This window comes from Pseudomonas sp. CLCA07 (genome assembly GCF_053615335.1).
The window spans coordinates 1,064,150-1,080,688 of sequence record NZ_CM132131.1 but is presented as its reverse complement, the minus strand read 5'-3'; the positions used below and the strand labels follow the sequence as shown (position 1 = coordinate 1,080,688).

General features: G+C 59.7%; 14 protein-coding genes. 8 read left to right on the top strand and 6 right to left on the bottom strand.

Translation table 11 applies throughout. From position 1 onward, the window contains the following. Positions 1 to 163: 163 nt before the first annotated feature. On the top strand, positions 164 to 859 hold the full coding sequence (locus ACWGZX_RS04900) for an HAD-IA family hydrolase (RefSeq protein WP_452627500.1): 696 nt from the start codon (positions 164 to 166) through the stop codon (positions 857 to 859). Positions 860 to 985: 126 nt separating this feature from the next. Here ACWGZX_RS04900 and ACWGZX_RS04895 read toward each other — a convergent pair whose 3' ends face one another. Beyond that, positions 986 to 1,732, bottom strand: a complete 747-nt coding sequence (locus tag ACWGZX_RS04895; protein ID WP_223516766.1) for a 3-oxoacyl-ACP reductase family protein — start codon at positions 1,730 to 1,732, stop codon at positions 986 to 988. Positions 1,733 to 1,856: 124 nt separating this feature from the next. On the opposite strand from ACWGZX_RS04895, the gene ACWGZX_RS04890 reads away from it, so the two are divergent. Beyond that, entirely contained in the window at positions 1,857 to 2,780 is a 924-nt protein-coding gene (locus ACWGZX_RS04890; RefSeq protein WP_452627499.1) for a LysR family transcriptional regulator, read from the top strand. A 177-nt stretch (positions 2,781 to 2,957) separates the two neighbouring features. Here ACWGZX_RS04890 and ACWGZX_RS04885 read toward each other — a convergent pair whose 3' ends face one another. Continuing rightward, a complete protein-coding gene (locus ACWGZX_RS04885; RefSeq protein WP_452627498.1) occupies positions 2,958 to 3,698 on the bottom strand; it encodes a phosphoadenylyl-sulfate reductase in 741 nt (246 codons plus the stop codon). A gap of 173 nt (positions 3,699 to 3,871) precedes the next feature. Here ACWGZX_RS04885 and thrH point away from each other — a divergent pair, with 173 nt between their 5' ends. Beyond that, complete coding sequence (thrH, locus tag ACWGZX_RS04880) at positions 3,872 to 4,489, top strand: bifunctional phosphoserine phosphatase/homoserine phosphotransferase ThrH (RefSeq protein ID WP_452627497.1); 618 nt, start codon at positions 3,872 to 3,874, stop codon at positions 4,487 to 4,489. Positions 4,490 to 4,619: 130 nt separating this feature from the next. Here thrH and pabB read toward each other — a convergent pair whose 3' ends face one another. The 4 genes from pabB to rloA form a co-directional block, all read right to left on the bottom strand. After that, positions 4,620 to 5,957: an aminodeoxychorismate synthase component I gene (pabB, locus tag ACWGZX_RS04875; protein WP_452627496.1), complete on the bottom strand. Its 1,338-nt coding sequence runs from the start codon at positions 5,955 to 5,957 to the stop codon at positions 4,620 to 4,622. Positions 5,958 to 6,183: 226 nt separating this feature from the next. Further along, positions 6,184 to 7,170 carry an alpha-L-glutamate ligase-like protein gene (locus ACWGZX_RS04870; RefSeq protein ID WP_452627495.1) on the bottom strand — a complete coding sequence of 329 codons (987 nt, stop codon included), beginning with the start codon at positions 7,168 to 7,170 and terminating at the stop codon, positions 6,184 to 6,186. Further along, positions 7,170 to 8,705 carry an osmotic stress tolerance membrane protein RloB gene (gene rloB / locus ACWGZX_RS04865; protein WP_452627494.1) on the bottom strand — a complete coding sequence of 512 codons (1,536 nt, stop codon included), beginning with the start codon at positions 8,703 to 8,705 and terminating at the stop codon, positions 7,170 to 7,172. Before rloB ends, ACWGZX_RS04870 begins: the two co-directional genes overlap by 1 nt. Positions 8,706 to 8,710: 5 nt before the next feature. Next, on the bottom strand, positions 8,711 to 9,247 hold the full coding sequence (gene rloA / locus ACWGZX_RS04860) for a retropepsin-like aspartic peptidase RloA (protein ID WP_223516750.1): 537 nt from the start codon (positions 9,245 to 9,247) through the stop codon (positions 8,711 to 8,713). Positions 9,248 to 9,549: 302 nt separating this feature from the next. Between rloA and ACWGZX_RS04855 the strand changes: the two genes are divergently transcribed. The 5 genes from ACWGZX_RS04855 (at position 9,550) to prpF (ending at position 16,379) form a co-directional block, all read left to right on the top strand. Further along, the gene (locus tag ACWGZX_RS04855) at positions 9,550 to 10,266 is read left to right on the top strand and encodes a GntR family transcriptional regulator (RefSeq protein ID WP_404942948.1); all 717 of its coding nucleotides are present in this window, start codon (positions 9,550 to 9,552) and stop codon (positions 10,264 to 10,266) included. Next, complete coding sequence (gene prpB, locus ACWGZX_RS04850) at positions 10,263 to 11,153, top strand: methylisocitrate lyase (protein WP_027922545.1); 891 nt, start codon at positions 10,263 to 10,265, stop codon at positions 11,151 to 11,153. Before ACWGZX_RS04855 ends, prpB begins: the two co-directional genes overlap by 4 nt. A gap of 42 nt (positions 11,154 to 11,195) precedes the next feature. After that, a complete protein-coding gene (gene prpC / locus ACWGZX_RS04845; protein ID WP_452627493.1) occupies positions 11,196 to 12,323 on the top strand; it encodes a bifunctional 2-methylcitrate synthase/citrate synthase in 1,128 nt (375 codons plus the stop codon). Positions 12,324 to 12,527: 204 nt separating this feature from the next. Further along, positions 12,528 to 15,122 (top strand): Fe/S-dependent 2-methylisocitrate dehydratase AcnD, encoded by a 2,595-nt coding sequence (gene acnD / locus ACWGZX_RS04840; RefSeq protein ID WP_452627492.1) that lies wholly within the window; start codon positions 12,528 to 12,530, stop codon positions 15,120 to 15,122. Positions 15,123 to 15,188: 66 nt separating this feature from the next. Continuing rightward, the gene (gene prpF / locus ACWGZX_RS04835; RefSeq protein WP_452627491.1) at positions 15,189 to 16,379 is read left to right on the top strand and encodes a 2-methylaconitate cis-trans isomerase PrpF; all 1,191 of its coding nucleotides are present in this window, start codon (positions 15,189 to 15,191) and stop codon (positions 16,377 to 16,379) included. The last annotated feature ends 160 nt before the right edge of the window (positions 16,380 to 16,539 follow it).

Genomic DNA, 16,539 nt, shown 5'->3' with positions numbered 1-16,539 from the left:
GGGAAAATCGCTAAATGACGACTAGCACTTTTTGTAACGGTCAGGCATTGCCCGTTGCCCAATGTCAGTCGCGCTCGCTATGCTGCTGAATCCTTTAATCGATCACGGACCCGGCCATATTTGAGCCGCCTCTGGGATGTCATTAGAAAACGGATCCGATGCGATGAATGCACCGCTCTATCAGTTCGGCCCGATCAAGGCTGTGATTTTCGACATGGACGGCTTGTTGCTGGACACCGAGGGCATTTATACCGAGGTCACGTCCCTGATCGCCGCGCGTTACGGTCGGGTTTTTGACTGGAGCATCAAGCAAAATATTATCGGTCGCGGTGCCGGTGATCTGGCGCGTTACGTGGTCGAGGCGCTCGATCTGCCAATCACCGCCGAAGAGTTCCTGGTGATCCGTGAGCCGCTGATGCGCGAGCGTTTTCCTACAGCTCTGGCGATGCCAGGTGCAGAGGAACTGGTACGGCACTTGAAGGCCAACCATATTCCGATTGCAGTGGGCACCAGTTCTTCGAGTCAGTCATTCGGTCAAAAAACCACGTTGCACCGTGACTGGTTTGCGCTGTTCGACTTCATCGTGACGGCCGATGACCCGGAAGTAGGCGCAGCCAAGCCGGCACCGGATATCTTCCTCACGGCAGCGCGACGCCTTGGCGTCGCGCCGGAGGATTGCCTGGTGTTTGAAGATTCACCGTTTGGTGTCACCGCGGCGAAAGCGGCGGGGATGACTGCGATAGCGATCCCGGACGCAGCCATGGCGGACGAAAAATACGCACATGCCGATGGGATTCTTCGTACTTTGAAGGCGTTCACGCCGAGCGTATGCGGCTTGCCAGCTCTCGAGTGGGCTTAACGCAACAGCTGACAAATGTGGGAGCGAGCCTGCTCGCGAAAGCGATAGGTCAGACAACAACAATGTTGCCTGACGCACCGTCTTCGCGAGCAGGCTCGCTCCCACCTTTTGATTGCGTCTAGCGCATCAGGCGCCGAAACCACCGTCGATGGTCAAACTGGCACCCGTGATGTAACCGGCTTCCGGACCGACGAGATAGGCAACGAAGCTGGCTATTTCTTCGGCTTTGCCGTAACGACCCACTGCCATCAACGGGATCAGGCTTTCAGCGAAGTCACCGTCGGCCGGGTTCATGTCGGTGTCGACCGGGCCGGGCTGCACGTTGTTGATGGTGATGCCGCGTGGGCCGAGGTCGCGGGCCAGGCCTTTGGTCAGGCCAACCAACGCCGCTTTGCTCATGGCGTACGGGCCACCGCCGGCGAAGGGCATGCGATCGGCGTTGGTGCTGCCGATGTTGATGATGCGACCGCCCTCGGTCATGTGTGTGGCGGCGGCCTGGGTGGCGATGAACACGCTGCGCACGTTGATGGCGAGGGTCTGGTCGAAGTCTTCGAGTTTGAAATCTTCCAGGGGGGCAACGGCCAGCACGCCGGCGTTGTTGACCAGGATGTCCAGGCGACCGAAGGCTTTGACGGTAGCGCTCACGGCGCTGCGAATGGCCTCGGCGTCGGCGCTGTCCGCCTTGATGGCCAGGGCTTTGCCGCCGCTGACGGTGATGCTGTTTTGCAATTCTTCGGCTTTGGTTGTGGAACTGACGTAGGTGAAGGCAACGGTCGCGCCTTCAGCGGCCAGGCGTTTGACGATGGCTGCGCCGATACCGCGAGATCCGCCTTGGATCAACGCCACTTTGCCGCTGAGGTTCTGAGTAGTCATATCGATCTCCAAAGTCCCGAGGCGGATGCCTCGGTTGATGGAGCCTAGTATCGATTGCGGATTACACGCTGAGTAGACGGTAATTGCGATAGTCTGTGTAAACCAAAAGTTTATAGTGGCGCTTATGGAAACCTTCAGCAGTATCGAATGCTTCGTGCGCAGCGCCGAGGTCGGCAGCTTTGCCGAAGCCGCTCGGCGCTTGAGTCTGACCCCGGCAGCTGTGGGCAAGAGTGTTGCAAAACTTGAGGCGCGGCTCGGTGTGCGGCTGTTTCAACGCAGCACCCGTAGCCTGACATTGACGGAAGCCGGTCAGCTGTTTCTCGGCGAGGTCAGTTCCAGCCTGCACACCATCCAGAATGCCGTGGCCAATCTGGCCAGCGCCGAAGGGCGACCGGCGGGGACGTTGAAGGTCAGCATGGGGACGGTGTTCGGGCGTCTGTATATCGTGCCGTTGCTGGGGGAGTTTTTGCGGCGCTTTCCGGCGATTGATCCGGACTGGCACTTCGATAACCGTCAGGTGGATTTGATCGCGCAGGGGTTCGACGCGGCCATCGGCGGCGGTTTCGAACTGCCCCAAGGTGTGGTGGCGCGCAAGCTGACGCCGGCGCATCGGGTATTGGTGGCGTCAGCCGGTTATCTGGAGGCGCACGACGTCATCGTCGAGCCCGATCATCTCAAGCACCACGATGGCATTCTGATTCGTTCGCCGCAGACCGGCCGGGTGCGTTCCTGGCAGTTGACCAGTCGCACGCAGCAGCACAGTCCGTTGACGCTGAAGGCGCGGATGACCATGAGCGATTCGGAAGCGGCGTGCGCGACGGCAGTTCAGGGGCTGGGGATTGCGCTGGTGAGCATGCCGTTCGCTTTGGGGTATCTGGAGGAAGGAAAACTACAGCGGGTGTTGCCGAACTGGTATGTCGACGATGGCAACATTTCGATCTATTACGCGGAACACAAACTGTTGCCGGGCAAGACCCGGGCGTTTGTGGATTTCATCATTGAGCAGTTTGCGGAGCAGGGGTTGGGGCAGCGGTTTAGTGCAGTTTGAGCCTGGCTTGATACCGAGGTGCTGCCATCGCGGGCAAGCCCGGCTCCCACAGGGATTTGTGAACGCCGCAAATCCCCTGTGGGCGCGAGGCTTGCCCGCGATGAACGATAACGCGGTCTACCCCCCCCCGGCCAGCCAATAAAGTGCCCCCACCGGGGAATATCACATGTCGGGGGATCAGTCCTTGGACTTGCTGATGATGTTCCCGGCATGCAACCCGCATTCTTTCTGCGTTGCCTCTTCCCACCACCAGCGACCTTCGCGTTCATGCTGATTCGGCAGCACTGGCCGGGTGCACGGTTCGCAGCCAATGCTGATGAACCCGCGCTCGTGCAGGCTGTTGTACGGCAACTCCAGCATGCGGATATAGCCCCAGATCTCTTCGCTGGTCATTTGCGCCAGCGGGTTGAATTTGTACAGGGTGCGCTCGGGGGTAGAGAACGCGGTGTCGATTTCCAGTACGGCGACGGCGCTGCGGGTGCCGGGGCTCTGGTCGCGGCGCTGACCGGTAGCCCAGGCGGTTACGCCGGACAACTTGCGGCGCAGCGGCTCGATCTTGCGGATACCGCAGCATTCGCCATGGCCGTCCTTGTAGAAACTGAACAGGCCTTTTTCCTTCACGAACGGTTCAAGTTTCGTGTAGTCCGGCGACACCAGTTCGATGTCGATCTTGTAGTGCTCGCGCACCTGATCGATGAAGCGGTAGGTTTCCGGGTGCAAGCGGCCGGTGTCGAGGCTGAACACCTTGACGTTCTTGTTCAGCTTCCAGGCCATGTCTACCAGCACCACGTCTTCGGCGCCGCTGAAAGATATCCACAGGTCATCGCCAAACTCGGCAAACGCGAGTTTCAGGATGTCCTGTGCGGATTTATTGGCATAGGTCGTGGCGAGTTCCACGACGTCGAACGTTGGGCTCATCAGGGCGGCTTCCTACAGGTCGGTGGCGCTGGGCGCTCTATATGGTCCCGATGGTAACAAAATCCTGCGGTCGCTGGCGCGCCCTCTGCGTTGCGCCGGTCAGCCTGAATCGCTAGAGTTCGGCAGTCTTTTTACTCGCTCGACTCAATAATCAATACAAATGGGAGTGTCTTGTGGAAATTGCCTGTCTGGATCTTGAAGGTGTACTGGTCCCGGAAATCTGGATCGCTTTCGCCGAAAAAACCGGGATCGAATCGCTCCGGGCCACCACTCGGGACATTCCCGATTACGACGTGCTGATGAAGCAACGTCTGCGAATCCTCGACGAACATGGCTTGAAACTCACTGACATTCAGGAAGTGATTGCCACACTCAAGCCGCTCGATGGCGCCATTGAGTTTGTCAATTGGCTGCGCGAGCGTTTTCAGGTGGTGATTCTGTCGGACACGTTCTACGAGTTTTCCCAGCCGCTGATGCGCCAACTGGGCTGCCCGACGTTGCTCTGCCATCGTCTGATTACTGACGATTCCGGTCGGGTGACCAGCTATCAGTTGCGTCAGAAAGATCCCAAGCGTCAGTCGGTTTTGGCCTTCAAGAGCCTTTACTACCGGGTGATCGCGGCGGGGGATTCTTACAATGACACCACGATGCTGGGTGAGGCGGATGCCGGGATTCTGTTCCATGCGCCGGACAATGTGATCCGCGAGTTCCCGCAGTTCCCGGCGGTGCATACGTTTGAGGAGTTGAAGCAGGAGTTCATCAAGGCTTCGAATCGGGCTTTGAGTCTATAACTCTAACTTGTGGCGAGGGGGCTTGCCCCCGTTGGGCTGCGCAGCGGCCCCAAAACCGGACACAGCATGTCGTCCTCCGGTTTACGACTGCTTCGCAGCCGAACGGGGGCAAGCCCCCTCGCCACAAAAGCTAGAGGTTCTGCAGAGTATCGAGCAACACCTTCACCTTGGTAATCGATTCCTGATACTCGGCCTGCCATTCGGAATCGGCGACAATCCCGCCGCCACCCCAACAACACACCTGCCCATCCTTGACCAGCAAGCTGCGAATCGCGATGGAACTGTCCATCTCGCCGCGCACATCCAGATACAGCAGTGACCCGCAGTACAATCCGCGCCGGGTCGGCTCCAGCTCATCAATGATCTGCATTGCACGAATCTTCGGCGCGCCGGTGATCGAGCCGCCGGGGAAGCTGCCGGCGATCAGGTCCAGCGCATCCCGGTCATCCGCCAGTTCACCGGTCACGCTGCTCACCAGGTGATGCACGTTCGGATAGCTTTCCAGGCTGAACAACTCCGGCACCCTTACCGAACCTATGCGGCAGGTTCGGCCGAGATCGTTACGCAGCAGGTCGACAATCATCAGGTTTTCCGCGCGGTCCTTGGGACTGGCCAGCAGTTCGGCGGCGTTCGCGGCATCTTCGGCTGCGGTCTGGCCGCGAGGGCGGGTGCCTTTGATTGGGCGGGTTTCCACATGACGTTCGCTGACTTTGACGAAGCGCTCCGGGGACAGGCTCAGCACCGCGCCGCCATCGGGCAGGCTCTGGAAACCGGAAAATGGTGTCGGGCACGCGGCTCGCAGGGCGACATACGCCGCCCATGGATCGCCTTGGCACTCAGCGCGGAAGCGTTGGGCGAAGTTGACCTGGTAGCAATCGCCGGCCTGGATGTAGTTTTGAATACGTTCCAGCGCCCGTCGATACTCGTCGGCGCTCAGATCGGCCTTCATCGGCGCTTTCAGTGTGAAGGGTTCAACGACTTCAGCGGTCGACTGACTGAACAGCGTGATCAGACGCTGGCGTTCGCTTTCAATCAACGAGGGGTGAAACACTAGTTGACTGGTCTTCAAGTGGTGATCGCTGATCAAGGCCCAGTCATACAGCCCGAAACGCGCGTCGGGTAATTGCAGATCGTCTTGCGCCTGGCTCGGCAGATGCTCCAGGTGCCGACCGAAGTCGTAGCTCAGATAACCGATCAGGCCGCCGGCGAAGGGCAGTTCTTGAGGAACAGCCGCTTCACCAAGTCGTGTCAGATTGTCGCGCAGGCGTTGCAGGAAATCGCTGCCGCTTTCGTCAGGCAGCACCGCCAATTGCTCCAGCGGCCAGGCGCTGAGCAGATCAAAACGGCCACGTTCGGCACTCGGCCGGCCACTGTCGAGCAGCACGGCACCGGGGGCATGACGAATCGCCGCGAAGTACTCGGCGGGGTTGGCGCGATAAGGGAGCGGGTGTACAGAACAGGTCAACATGGGCGGGGCAGATCAGCCATCGAGGCGGGGTGGCGATTGTAGTCCTCTGCAGGATTTGCTCCTAGAGGGGATGTCGGGGATTGGCAGGTTTTGGGGCAGAGTCGGAGGCTGTAGTGACTGGCAGTCAGTCTTCGCGAGCAGGCTCGCTCCCACATTTGATCTTCGGTGCGACAGAGATCCCATGTGGGAGCGAGCCTGCTCGCGAAAGGGGCGACTCGGTTACAGTTCAGCCCTCAACCACCGGAATATGCCCAAACATCTCCTGCGCAAATTCCACTCGCTCCTTCACCTTCTCGGTAATCCCGCGAGCCTTCAATTCTTCCAGACGCGCTTCGACCGCGTGCGTGCGCAAGGTCAGGCCGCAATCGTTGGCGATCTGAATGTTCAACCCCGGCCGGGCATTGAGCTCAAGGATCAGCGGGCCTTTTTCCTGGTCCAGGACCATATCAACGCCGATGTAACCCAATCCGCACAGCTCATAACAGCCAGCAGCGAGTTTCATGAAACCGTCCCAGTAGGGCAGTTGCACGCCGTCCACGGCGTTGGTGGTGTCCGGGTGTTTGGTGATGATGTTGTTCAGCCACGTACCGCGCAGTGTCTCGCCGGTCGCGAGGTCGACGCCGACGCCGATCGCGCCTTGGTGCAGGTTGGCCTTGCCACCGGATTGCCGGGTCGGCAGGCGTAACATGGCCATCACCGGGTAGCCCATCAGCACGATGATGCGAATGTCCGGCACGCCTTCATAGCTGATGCTCTTGAAGATCTGGTCCGGGATCACCCGGTATTCGATCAGCGCGCGGTCGCGGTGACCGCCCAGGGAATACAGGCCAGTGAGGATGCTGGAGACATGGTGCTCGATTTCCTCATGACTGATGATCTTGCCAGACACCGTGCGGTAGCGACCCTCGAAACGGTCGACAATCACAATGATGCCGTCACCGCCCGCGCCTTGGGCCGGTTTGATCACGAAGTCGGTGCGCCCGCCGATGATCTCGTCGAGGTTGTCGATTTCTTTCTCGGTAGAAATCACGCCATACAATTCCGGCACATGAATGCCGGCAGCAATGGCGCGCTCCTTGGTGATGATCTTGTCATCGACAATCGGGTACAGGCTGCGCTTGTTGTACTTGAGCACGTAGTCTGCGTTGCGCCGATTGATGCCCATGATGCCCCGGGCTTCCAGGGCCTTCCAGGTCTTCCAGAAACCGAACATCAGGCGTCAGCCTTCTTCAGGAACGCCTTGAAACGCACCAGTTCGGTCAGGCGGTAACCGCGATAGCGACCCATCGCCAGCATGAAGGCCACCAGGATCAGCAGGATCGCCGGGAATGTGAACACGAAGTACACCAGCTCCGGCACGGTCATGATCAAGTGCGCCAGGGAGGCGGCGAACAGGGTGCCGACAGCCACTTTCATGGCATGGCCCGAGCCGCGCTCTTCCCAGGTAATCGACAAGCGTTCGATGGTCATGGTCAGGATCACCATCGGGAACAGCGCCACTGACAGTCCGCGTTCCAGGCCGAGTTTATGGCTGAGCAGGCTAATGGTCGCGATCAGCACCACCACGAAGGTCAGCACTACCGACAGCCTCGGCAGCATTTGCAGCTTCAGGTGTTCCAGGTAGGAACGCAGCGTGAGCCCCAGCGCCGTGATGATCGTAAACAGCACGATGCCGAAGCCGAGCTGGGTTTCGCGGAAGGCGAGGGCGATCAGCACCGGGGTAAAGGTGCCGAGTGTCTGAATGCCGATCAGGTTGCGCAAGATCAGAATCACTAGCACGCCAATCGGGATCATCACCATGATCATGAACGTCTGCTGGGTTTGCAGCGGCAGGCCGTACAGCGAGTATTCGAGGAAGTTGGCGTCGGTGTTTTCGTCGGTCAGCTTGGCCAGGCGAATGGCGTTCATTTCGCTGTTGTTCAGGCTGAAAGTCACGTTGGCTTTTTTGCCGCCATCGACCGTGATCAGGTTTTCGTCGCCGGTCCACCACAGCAAGCGGTCGGTCGGCAGGCCTTGTTCCCCGGATTCCGGGTTGAAGTACAGCCAGTCGGTGCCGTTGAAGCTGCGCAACCACAATTCAGGCACTTGCGGCTGATCGGCCACCAGACGAATGGTGTGGACCTTTTCCACCGGCACGTGGGCGATGGACAGTACCAGCTCGACGATTTTGGCTTTGTTCGCGCTGGACGGATCTCCAGCCAGCAGCAGTTTCACATTGTCGTCGCTGAGGTTGTTGACCCGCTTGATCGCCTCACCAATGAACGTTTCGACGTCGGCCGAGTGCTGGCGAATCGGCGCGAGCAGGGCTTCAGCGGCGATTTTTTCCGGGCCTTCGACGGCGATGCTGTCGCGGAAGGTCGGGCCTTTGACTTTGGATTTTTCGCCGGAGTAGCGCTTGGTCAGCACCAGGCGGTAATACAGTGTCTGGTTGCCCTTGGCCCGGCGCGCCGACCAGGTGACCTTGCGGTTGCCGTCGACACGGTTCACCGCCACACCGTAATTATTGGAGATGAAGCTCTCGTTGAGACTGACGAAGTCGCGGCTCAGCGGCGGCACGAACATCTGGATCTTGACCGGGTCTTTGGCACTGGCGACGAACTCGACCTTGGCGTCGATGTTCCACAAGTCGTCGGTGGCGTCTTCGGTCACGGGAATGCCGAGCACGAAGATCTGATAGGCCGTAACTGAAATGCCCAGCACCACCAGGATGGCGATCAGCATTTTCAGATGGAGGTTAAGAGAGCGCATTGGAATTACTCTGCGGTATGAGCGTCGGTGGCGCAGGCGGGTTTGCCAGCAGCGTATTTAAGACTGGGGTCGACCAGCGCGTCGAAGCGTTTGAGCGCTTCGGAGCCGATCAACAGCGGGTATTGGAAAGCGCTGCGGTCGGTCAGGTTCACTTCGATGCTGCGTAAAGCCGAACCCATACAAATGTCCAGCTCGATCACCGGGCGGGCCGTGTACTTCTTGCCTTCTTCCGGGTCGTAGTCACCGGCCCGGCGCTTGATCTTGCTGACACGGGCCAGTGGGCGTTCGATCGGGTGCGAATGAGCGGCGTCGATAGCCAGGTAAAAGCGCACCCAGGACTCGCCATTGCGTTTGAAGCGTTTGATGTCGCGGGCACTCAGAGAAGCGGTCTTCGCTCCAGTGTCGAGTTTGGCCGCGACTTCAAGGTTGATGCCATCCAGGGACGCGTACTCGTTGAGGCCGTACACCGTCTTTTCCCCTGCCGCGGCAAAACCGGGCAGGCAAAGTAGATAAAGGAATGTCGGGAAGGGCTTGAGTCTCATAAATCCTGGCGCGCAGCGGTCCGTACTTCGATTCAAGGCCCTGGCATTGCTGCACAAGCTCCCTCGTATGCCTGTCAGCTATTTATGACAAGCAGTGCAGATGCCACAAACAAATGCGGGCGGCATTCTAGCACGGTGGTTTGATGGCGCCAGCGCTGGCAGGCGGCTATAAACCATTGTGCTGCTTTGTTATGGTGCGGTCGGTTATTAGACGATTGTCGACAATATCGAATTAACCTTTGACTGCGCGGCCTGTTTTCGCTAGTTTTTGCGGCATCAGCTTTCAAGGTGTCGACAATATGCTGGATCAACTGGATCCCCCGCTCACTACCCAAGACGATTCGGAGACACTTTCCGAAAACGTCTTTCGGCGTATTCAAGCGGCCATCGTCAAGGGCGAGATCGCCCCGGGCAGCAAGATCTCCGAGCCGGAGCTGGCGCGCACCTATGGCATCAGCCGCGGGCCGCTACGTGAAGCGATCCATCGCCTGGAAGGCCAGCGTCTGCTGGTGCGCGTGCCGCATGTTGGGGCACGAGTGGTTTCGCTGAACCATGCCGAGTTGCTGGAACTCTACGAAATCCGTGAGTCCCTTGAAGGCATGGCCTGCCGCCTGGCCGCCGAGCGCATGACCCTCGAAGAAATCGACGAACTGCGCCGCGTCCTCGAAACCCACGAGCGCGATGAGGCGTTTCAGGCCGGACGAGGCTACTACCAGCAGGAAGGCGATTTCGACTTCCACTACCGGATCATCCAGGGCAGCGGCAACCGCACGCTGACCCAAATGCTCTGCGGCGAGCTCTATCAACTGGTGCGCATGTACCGCATCCAGTTTTCCACCGTACCCAATCGCCCGCACCAGGCATTTGCCGAGCACCACCGAATTCTCGATGCCATCGCCGACCGTGACGGTGAACTGGCCGAGTTGTTGATGCGCCGTCACATCGGCGCCTCCAAACGTAATATCGCCCGTCATTACCAGGACGGCGCTAACCCGACAGCCAAACGAGGTGAGTCATGAGTTTGAACAAGAGCACTCCAGGCCAGCGTTTCCGCGATGCGGTCGCCAGCGAGCATCCATTGCAAGTGGTCGGCGCGATCAATGCCAATCACGCGTTGCTGGCCAAGCGCGCCGGTTTCAAGGCAATTTACCTGTCGGGTGGCGGGGTAGCTGCCGGCTCCCTCGGCGTACCGGACCTGGGCATCACTGGCCTGGATGACGTACTGACTGACGTGCGTCGTATCACCGACGTCTGCGACTTGCCGCTGCTGGTGGATGTGGACACCGGTTTCGGTTCCTCGGCGTTCAACGTCGCTCGTACCGTGAAGTCGATGATCAAGTTCGGCGCTGCCGCCGTTCACATCGAAGACCAGGTCGGCGCCAAGCGTTGCGGCCACCGTCCTAATAAAGAAATCGTTTCGTTGCAGGAAATGGTCGACCGCATCAAAGCCGCAGTGGATGCGCGTACTGATGACAGCTTCGTGATCATGGCTCGCACCGACGCCCTGGCAGTCGAAGGCCTGGAATCTGCCCTGGATCGCGCTGCTGCGTGCATCGAGGCTGGCGCCGACATGATCTTCCCGGAAGCCATCACCGAACTGGACATGTACAAGCTGTTCGCCAGCCGTGTGAAAGCGCCGATCCTGGCCAACATCACCGAATTCGGCGCGACCCCGCTGTACACCACCGAGCAACTGGCCGGTGCCGATGTATCGCTGGTGCTGTACCCGCTGTCCGCTTTCCGCGCGATGAACAAAGCCGCGGAAAACGTTTACACCGCGATCCGTCGCGACGGCACGCAACAGAACGTTATCGACACCATGCAGACGCGCATGGAGCTTTACGATCGCATCGACTACCACACCTTCGAGCAGAAGCTCGATGCGTTGTTCGCCGCGAAGAAGTAAGTCGAATAACTCCCTAATAAATTCAAGAAATTGGAGGCAGAAATGGCCGAAGCAAAAGTACTCAGTGGCGCCGGGCTCCGTGGCCAGGTTGCCGGGCAAACCGCACTGTCCACCGTGGGCCAATCGGGCGCAGGCCTGACCTATCGTGGCTACGACGTTCGTGAACTGGCGGCTGACGCTCAGTTCGAAGAAGTCGCCTACCTGCTGCTGTACGGCGAACTGCCGACCAAAGCGCAACTGGACGCCTACGTCAGCAAACTGAGCAAGCTGCGTGACCTGCCGCAAGCCTTGAAAGAAGTGCTGGAACGCATCCCCGCCGACGCCCACCCGATGGACGTGATGCGTACCGGCTGCTCGTTCCTGGGTAACCTGGAACCGGAGAACAATTTCTCCGAGCAGCACGACAAAACCGACCGTCTGCTGGCCGCGTTCCCGGCGATCATGACCTACTGGTATCGCTTCAGCCATGACGGCAAGCGCATCAGCTGCGTAACTGACGAACCGTCTATCGGTGGCCATTTCCTGCACCTGCTGCACGGTGAAAAGCCGAGCGAGTTGCACGTCAAGGTGATGAACGTTTCGCTGATCCTCTACGCAGAACACGAGTTCAACGCCTCGACGTTCACCGCACGTGTTTGCGCGTCCACCCTGTCGGATCTGTTCTCCTGCATCACCGCCGCTATCGGCTCGCTGCGTGGTCCACTGCACGGTGGCGCCAACGAAGCAGCGATGGAAATGATCGAGCGCTTCAGCTCGCCAGAAGCGGCGATCGAAGGCACCCTCGGCATGCTCGAGCGTAAAGACAAGATCATGGGCTTCGGTCACGCGATCTATAAGGACAACGATCCGCGCAACGAAGTGATCAAGGGCTGGTCGAAAAAACTCGCTGACGAAGTGGGCGACAAGGTGTTGTTCCCGGTCTCCGAAGCCATCGACAAGACCATGTGGGAGCAAAAGAAACTGTTCCCGAACGCCGACTTCTACCATGCCTCGGCGTACCACTTCATGGGCATTCCGACCAAGTTGTTCACACCGATTTTCGTCTGCTCGCGCCTGACCGGTTGGGCTGCCCACGTGTTCGAACAACGTGCCAACAACCGCATCATCCGCCCGAGCGCCGAGTACACCGGCGTCGAACAGCGCAAGTTCGTGCCAATCGAACAACGCTGAATGGTGGGGATGCCTGCACAGGTCACTGAATGAACCGGTGACCCTGTAGGAGCTGGCTTGCCAGCGAAGGCGGTTTGTCATCCAACATCTTCGTTGACTGACCCACCGCAATCGCCGGCAAGCCAGCTCCTACAGAGGTCCGCTTTCAGTTCAGGAGCTGTACCAGGCCCCACCCTTTGTAATTACCGTGACCGAGTCCTGACGATGAACACAAAATTTCGTAAATCGCTGCCCGGCAGCCATCTGGATTACTTCGACGTCCGCGCGGCAGTCGAAGCCATTGCCCCTGGCGCCTACGACACCCTGCCGTACACCTCGCGCGTGCTGGCGGAAAACCTTGTGCGTCGCTGCGACCCGGCCACGCTCACCGAATCCCTGAAGCAATTCATCGAACGCAAGCGCGACCTCGACTTCCCGTGGTTCCCGGCCCGCGTGGTGTGCCACGACATTCTCGGCCAGACCGCACTCGTCGACCTCGCCGGCTTGCGTGACGCCATCGCCCTGCAAGGCGGCGATCCTGCGCAAGTGAACCCGGTGGTGCCGACCCAATTGATCGTCGACCACTCCCTGGCCGTCGAGCGTGGTGGTTTTGATCCGGACGCGTTCGAGAAGAACCGCGCCATCGAAGACCGTCGTAACGAAGACCGTTTCCACTTCATCAACTGGACCAAGAAGGCGTTCAAGAACGTCGACGTGATCCCGCCAGGCAACGGCATCATGCACCAGATCAACCTGGAGAAAATGTCTCCGGTGATTCAGGTGCGTGACGGCGTGGCGTTCCCCGACACCTGCGTCGGCACCGACAGCCACACCCCGCACGTTGATGCGCTGGGCGTGATCGCGATCGGCGTCGGTGGTCTCGAAGCCGAGAGCGTGATGCTCGGGCGTGCCTCCTGGATGCGTCTGCCAGAAAGCGTCGGCGTCGAACTGACCGGCAAGCTGCAACCAGGCATCACCGCCACCGACATGGTGCTGGCGTTGACCGAGTTCCTGCGCCAGCAAAAAGTGGTTGGCGCATGGCTGGAGTTCTTCGGCGAAGGCGCTGCGGCGCTGACCCTCGGCGACCGCGCAACCATTTCCAACATGGCTCCGGAATACGGCGCCACTGCCGCGATGTTCTACATCGACCAGCAGACCATCGACTACCTCAAGCTCACTGGCCGTGAAGACGATCAAGTGCAGTTGGTCGAGAATTACGCCAAGGTCACTGGCCTGTGGGCCGACAGCCTGAAGGGCGCGCAATACGAGCGCGGCTTGACCTTCGACTTGTCCACGGTCGTGCGCAACATGGCCGGCCCGAGCAACCCGCACGCCCGCGTGGCAGTTTCCGATTTGGCCGCCAAAGGCATCTCCGGTCAGTGGGACGATGTGCCTGGCCAAATGCCCGACGGCGCCGTGATCATCGCTGCCATCACCAGCTGCACCAACACCAGCAACCCGCGCAACGTCATCGCTGCCGGCCTGTTGGCGCGCAATGCCAACAAGCTCGGCTTGACCCGCAAGCCATGGGTGAAATCGTCCCTGGCACCAGGTTCGAAAACTGTCGCGCTGTATCTGGATGAAGCCGGTCTGACCGACGAACTGGAACAGCTGGGCTTCGGCGTCGTTGCGTTCGCTTGCACCACCTGCAACGGCATGTCCGGCGCACTGGACCCGGTGATTCAGCAAGAGATCATCGACCGCGATCTGTACGCCACCGCTGTACTGTCCGGCAACCGCAACTTCGACGGCCGGATTCACCCGTACGCCAAGCAAGCGTTCCTCGCCTCGCCGCCGCTGGTGGTTGCTTATGCCATCGCCGGGACCATCCGTTTCGACATCGAAAAAGATGTGCTGGCTGTGGTCGATGGCAAGGAAATCCGCCTGAAAGACATCTGGCCGAGCGACGAAGAAATCGACGCCGTGGTCAAGGCATCGGTGAAGCCGGAGCAGTTCCGTCAGGTCTACATCCCGATGTTCGCCATCCACGAAGACACCGGCCCGAAAGTGGCGCCGCTGTACGACTGGCGCGAGATGAGCACCTACATCCGCCGTCCGCCGTACTGGGAAGGCGCTCTGGCCGGGGCACGTCCGCTCAAGGGCATGCGCCCGTTGGCAGTGCTGCCGGACAACATCACCACCGATCACCTGTCGCCGTCGAACGCGATCATGCTGGACAGCGCCGCCGGTGAATACCTGGCGAAAATGGGCCTGCCGGAAGAGGACTTCAACTCTTACGCGACTCATAGGGGCGACCATTTAACTGCGCAGCGTGCCACCTTCGCCAACCCGAAACTGTTCAACGAAATGGTTCTGGAAAACGGCAAGGTCAAGCAGGGTTCGTTGGCACGGGTCGAGCCGGAAGGCAAAGTGATGCGCATGTGGGAAGCCATCGAAACCTACATGGAACGCAAGCAGCCGCTGATCATCATTGCCGGCGCCGACTACGGTCAGGGTTCATCCCGCGACTGGGCGGCGAAGGGCGTGCGTCTGGCGGGTGTGGAAGCGATTGCCGCTGAAGGTTTCGAGCGCATTCACCGCACCAACCTGGTGGGCATGGGCGTGTTGCCGCTGGAATTCAAAGCCGGCACCAACCGTCACACCCTGGCCATCGACGGCAGTGAAACCTACGACGTGATCGGCGAGCGCACACCGCGCGCCGAGCTGACGCTGGTGATCCATCGCAAGAACGGCGAACGCGTCGATGTGCCGGTGACCTGCCGCCTCGACACCGCTGAAGAAGTGTCGATCTACGAAGCCGGCGGCGTGTTGCAACGCTTTGCCCAGGACTTCCTCGAAGAATCGGCAGTCGCCGTTTAACACACGCTGTACGGACACGGGACTTCAAGTCCCGTGTCTGTTTTCAAGGTAAGGAGTAACGAGCACATGGCTCACGCAGCTCAGATCAAAATCCCTGCCACCTACATGCGTGGCGGCACCAGCAAAGGCGTGTTTTTCAGCCTGAAAGACCTGCCCGACGTGGCACAAATTCCTGGCCCGGCCCGCGATGCTTTGTTGCTGCGCGTGATCGGCAGCCCCGATCCGTACGATAAGCAAATCGACGGCATGGGCGGCGCAACCTCCAGCACCAGCAAAACCGTGATCCTGTCGAAAAGCCTCAAGGCTGATCACGACGTTGATTACCTGTTCGGTCAGGTCTCCATCGACAAGCCGTTCGTCGACTGGAGCGGCAACTGCGGCAACCTGACGGCGGCAGTCGGTTCGTTTGCCATCAGCAATGGTCTGGTAGACGCCAGCCGCATCCCGTACAACGGCGTGGCCGTGGTTCGTGTGTGGCAAGCCAACATTGGCAAGACCATCATTGCTCATGTGCCGATTACCAACGGTGAAGTGCAGGAAACCGGTGATTTCGAACTTGATGGCGTGACCTTCCCGGCCGCCGAAGTACAGGTCGAATTCATGGACCCGGCGGCGGAAGAAGAGGGCGGCGGCGGTTCGATGTTCCCTACCGGCAACCTGGTGGACGACCTCGAAGTACCCGGCGTCGGAACCTTCAAGGCGACCATGATCAATGCCGGCATCCCGACGATTTTCGTCAATGCCGAGGACATCGGTTACACCGGCACCGAATTGCAGGGCGCGATCAACAGCGATCCGAAAGCGCTGGCGATGTTCGAGACGATTCGTGCTTATGGCGCACTGCGCATGGGCCTGATATCGAACCTCGACGAAGCAGCCAAGCGTCAGCACACCCCTAAGGTGGCCTTCGTGGCCAAACCGGCGGACTACGTGTCGTCCAGCGGCAAGTCAATTGCGGCGGGGGATGTCGACCTGCTGGTACGTGCATTGTCGATGGGTAAATTGCACCACGCGATGATGGGCACAGCGGCTGTAGCCATTGGCACGGCAGCGGCGATTACCGGCACGTTGGTGAACCTCGCGGCAGGCGGTGTTGAACGCAACGCAGTGCGCTTCGGCCATCCGTCCGGCACGTTGCGCGTTGGCGCCGAGGCCAGTCAGGTCAACGGGGAGTGGGTCGTGAAAAAAGCCATCATGAGCCGCAGTGCGCGGGTATTGATGGAAGGGTTTGTCCGCGTACCGGGCGACTCGTTCTGAGATAAGCGCACACACCCTATGTGGGAGCGAGCCTGCTCGCGAAGACGGACTGATATTCAACATTGATGTCGACTGATACACCGCTTTCGCGAGCAGGCTCGCTCCCACAAGGGACTGCATTTCAAAACAAGAATGGCTTCACCAACCGAGATCGATCCCT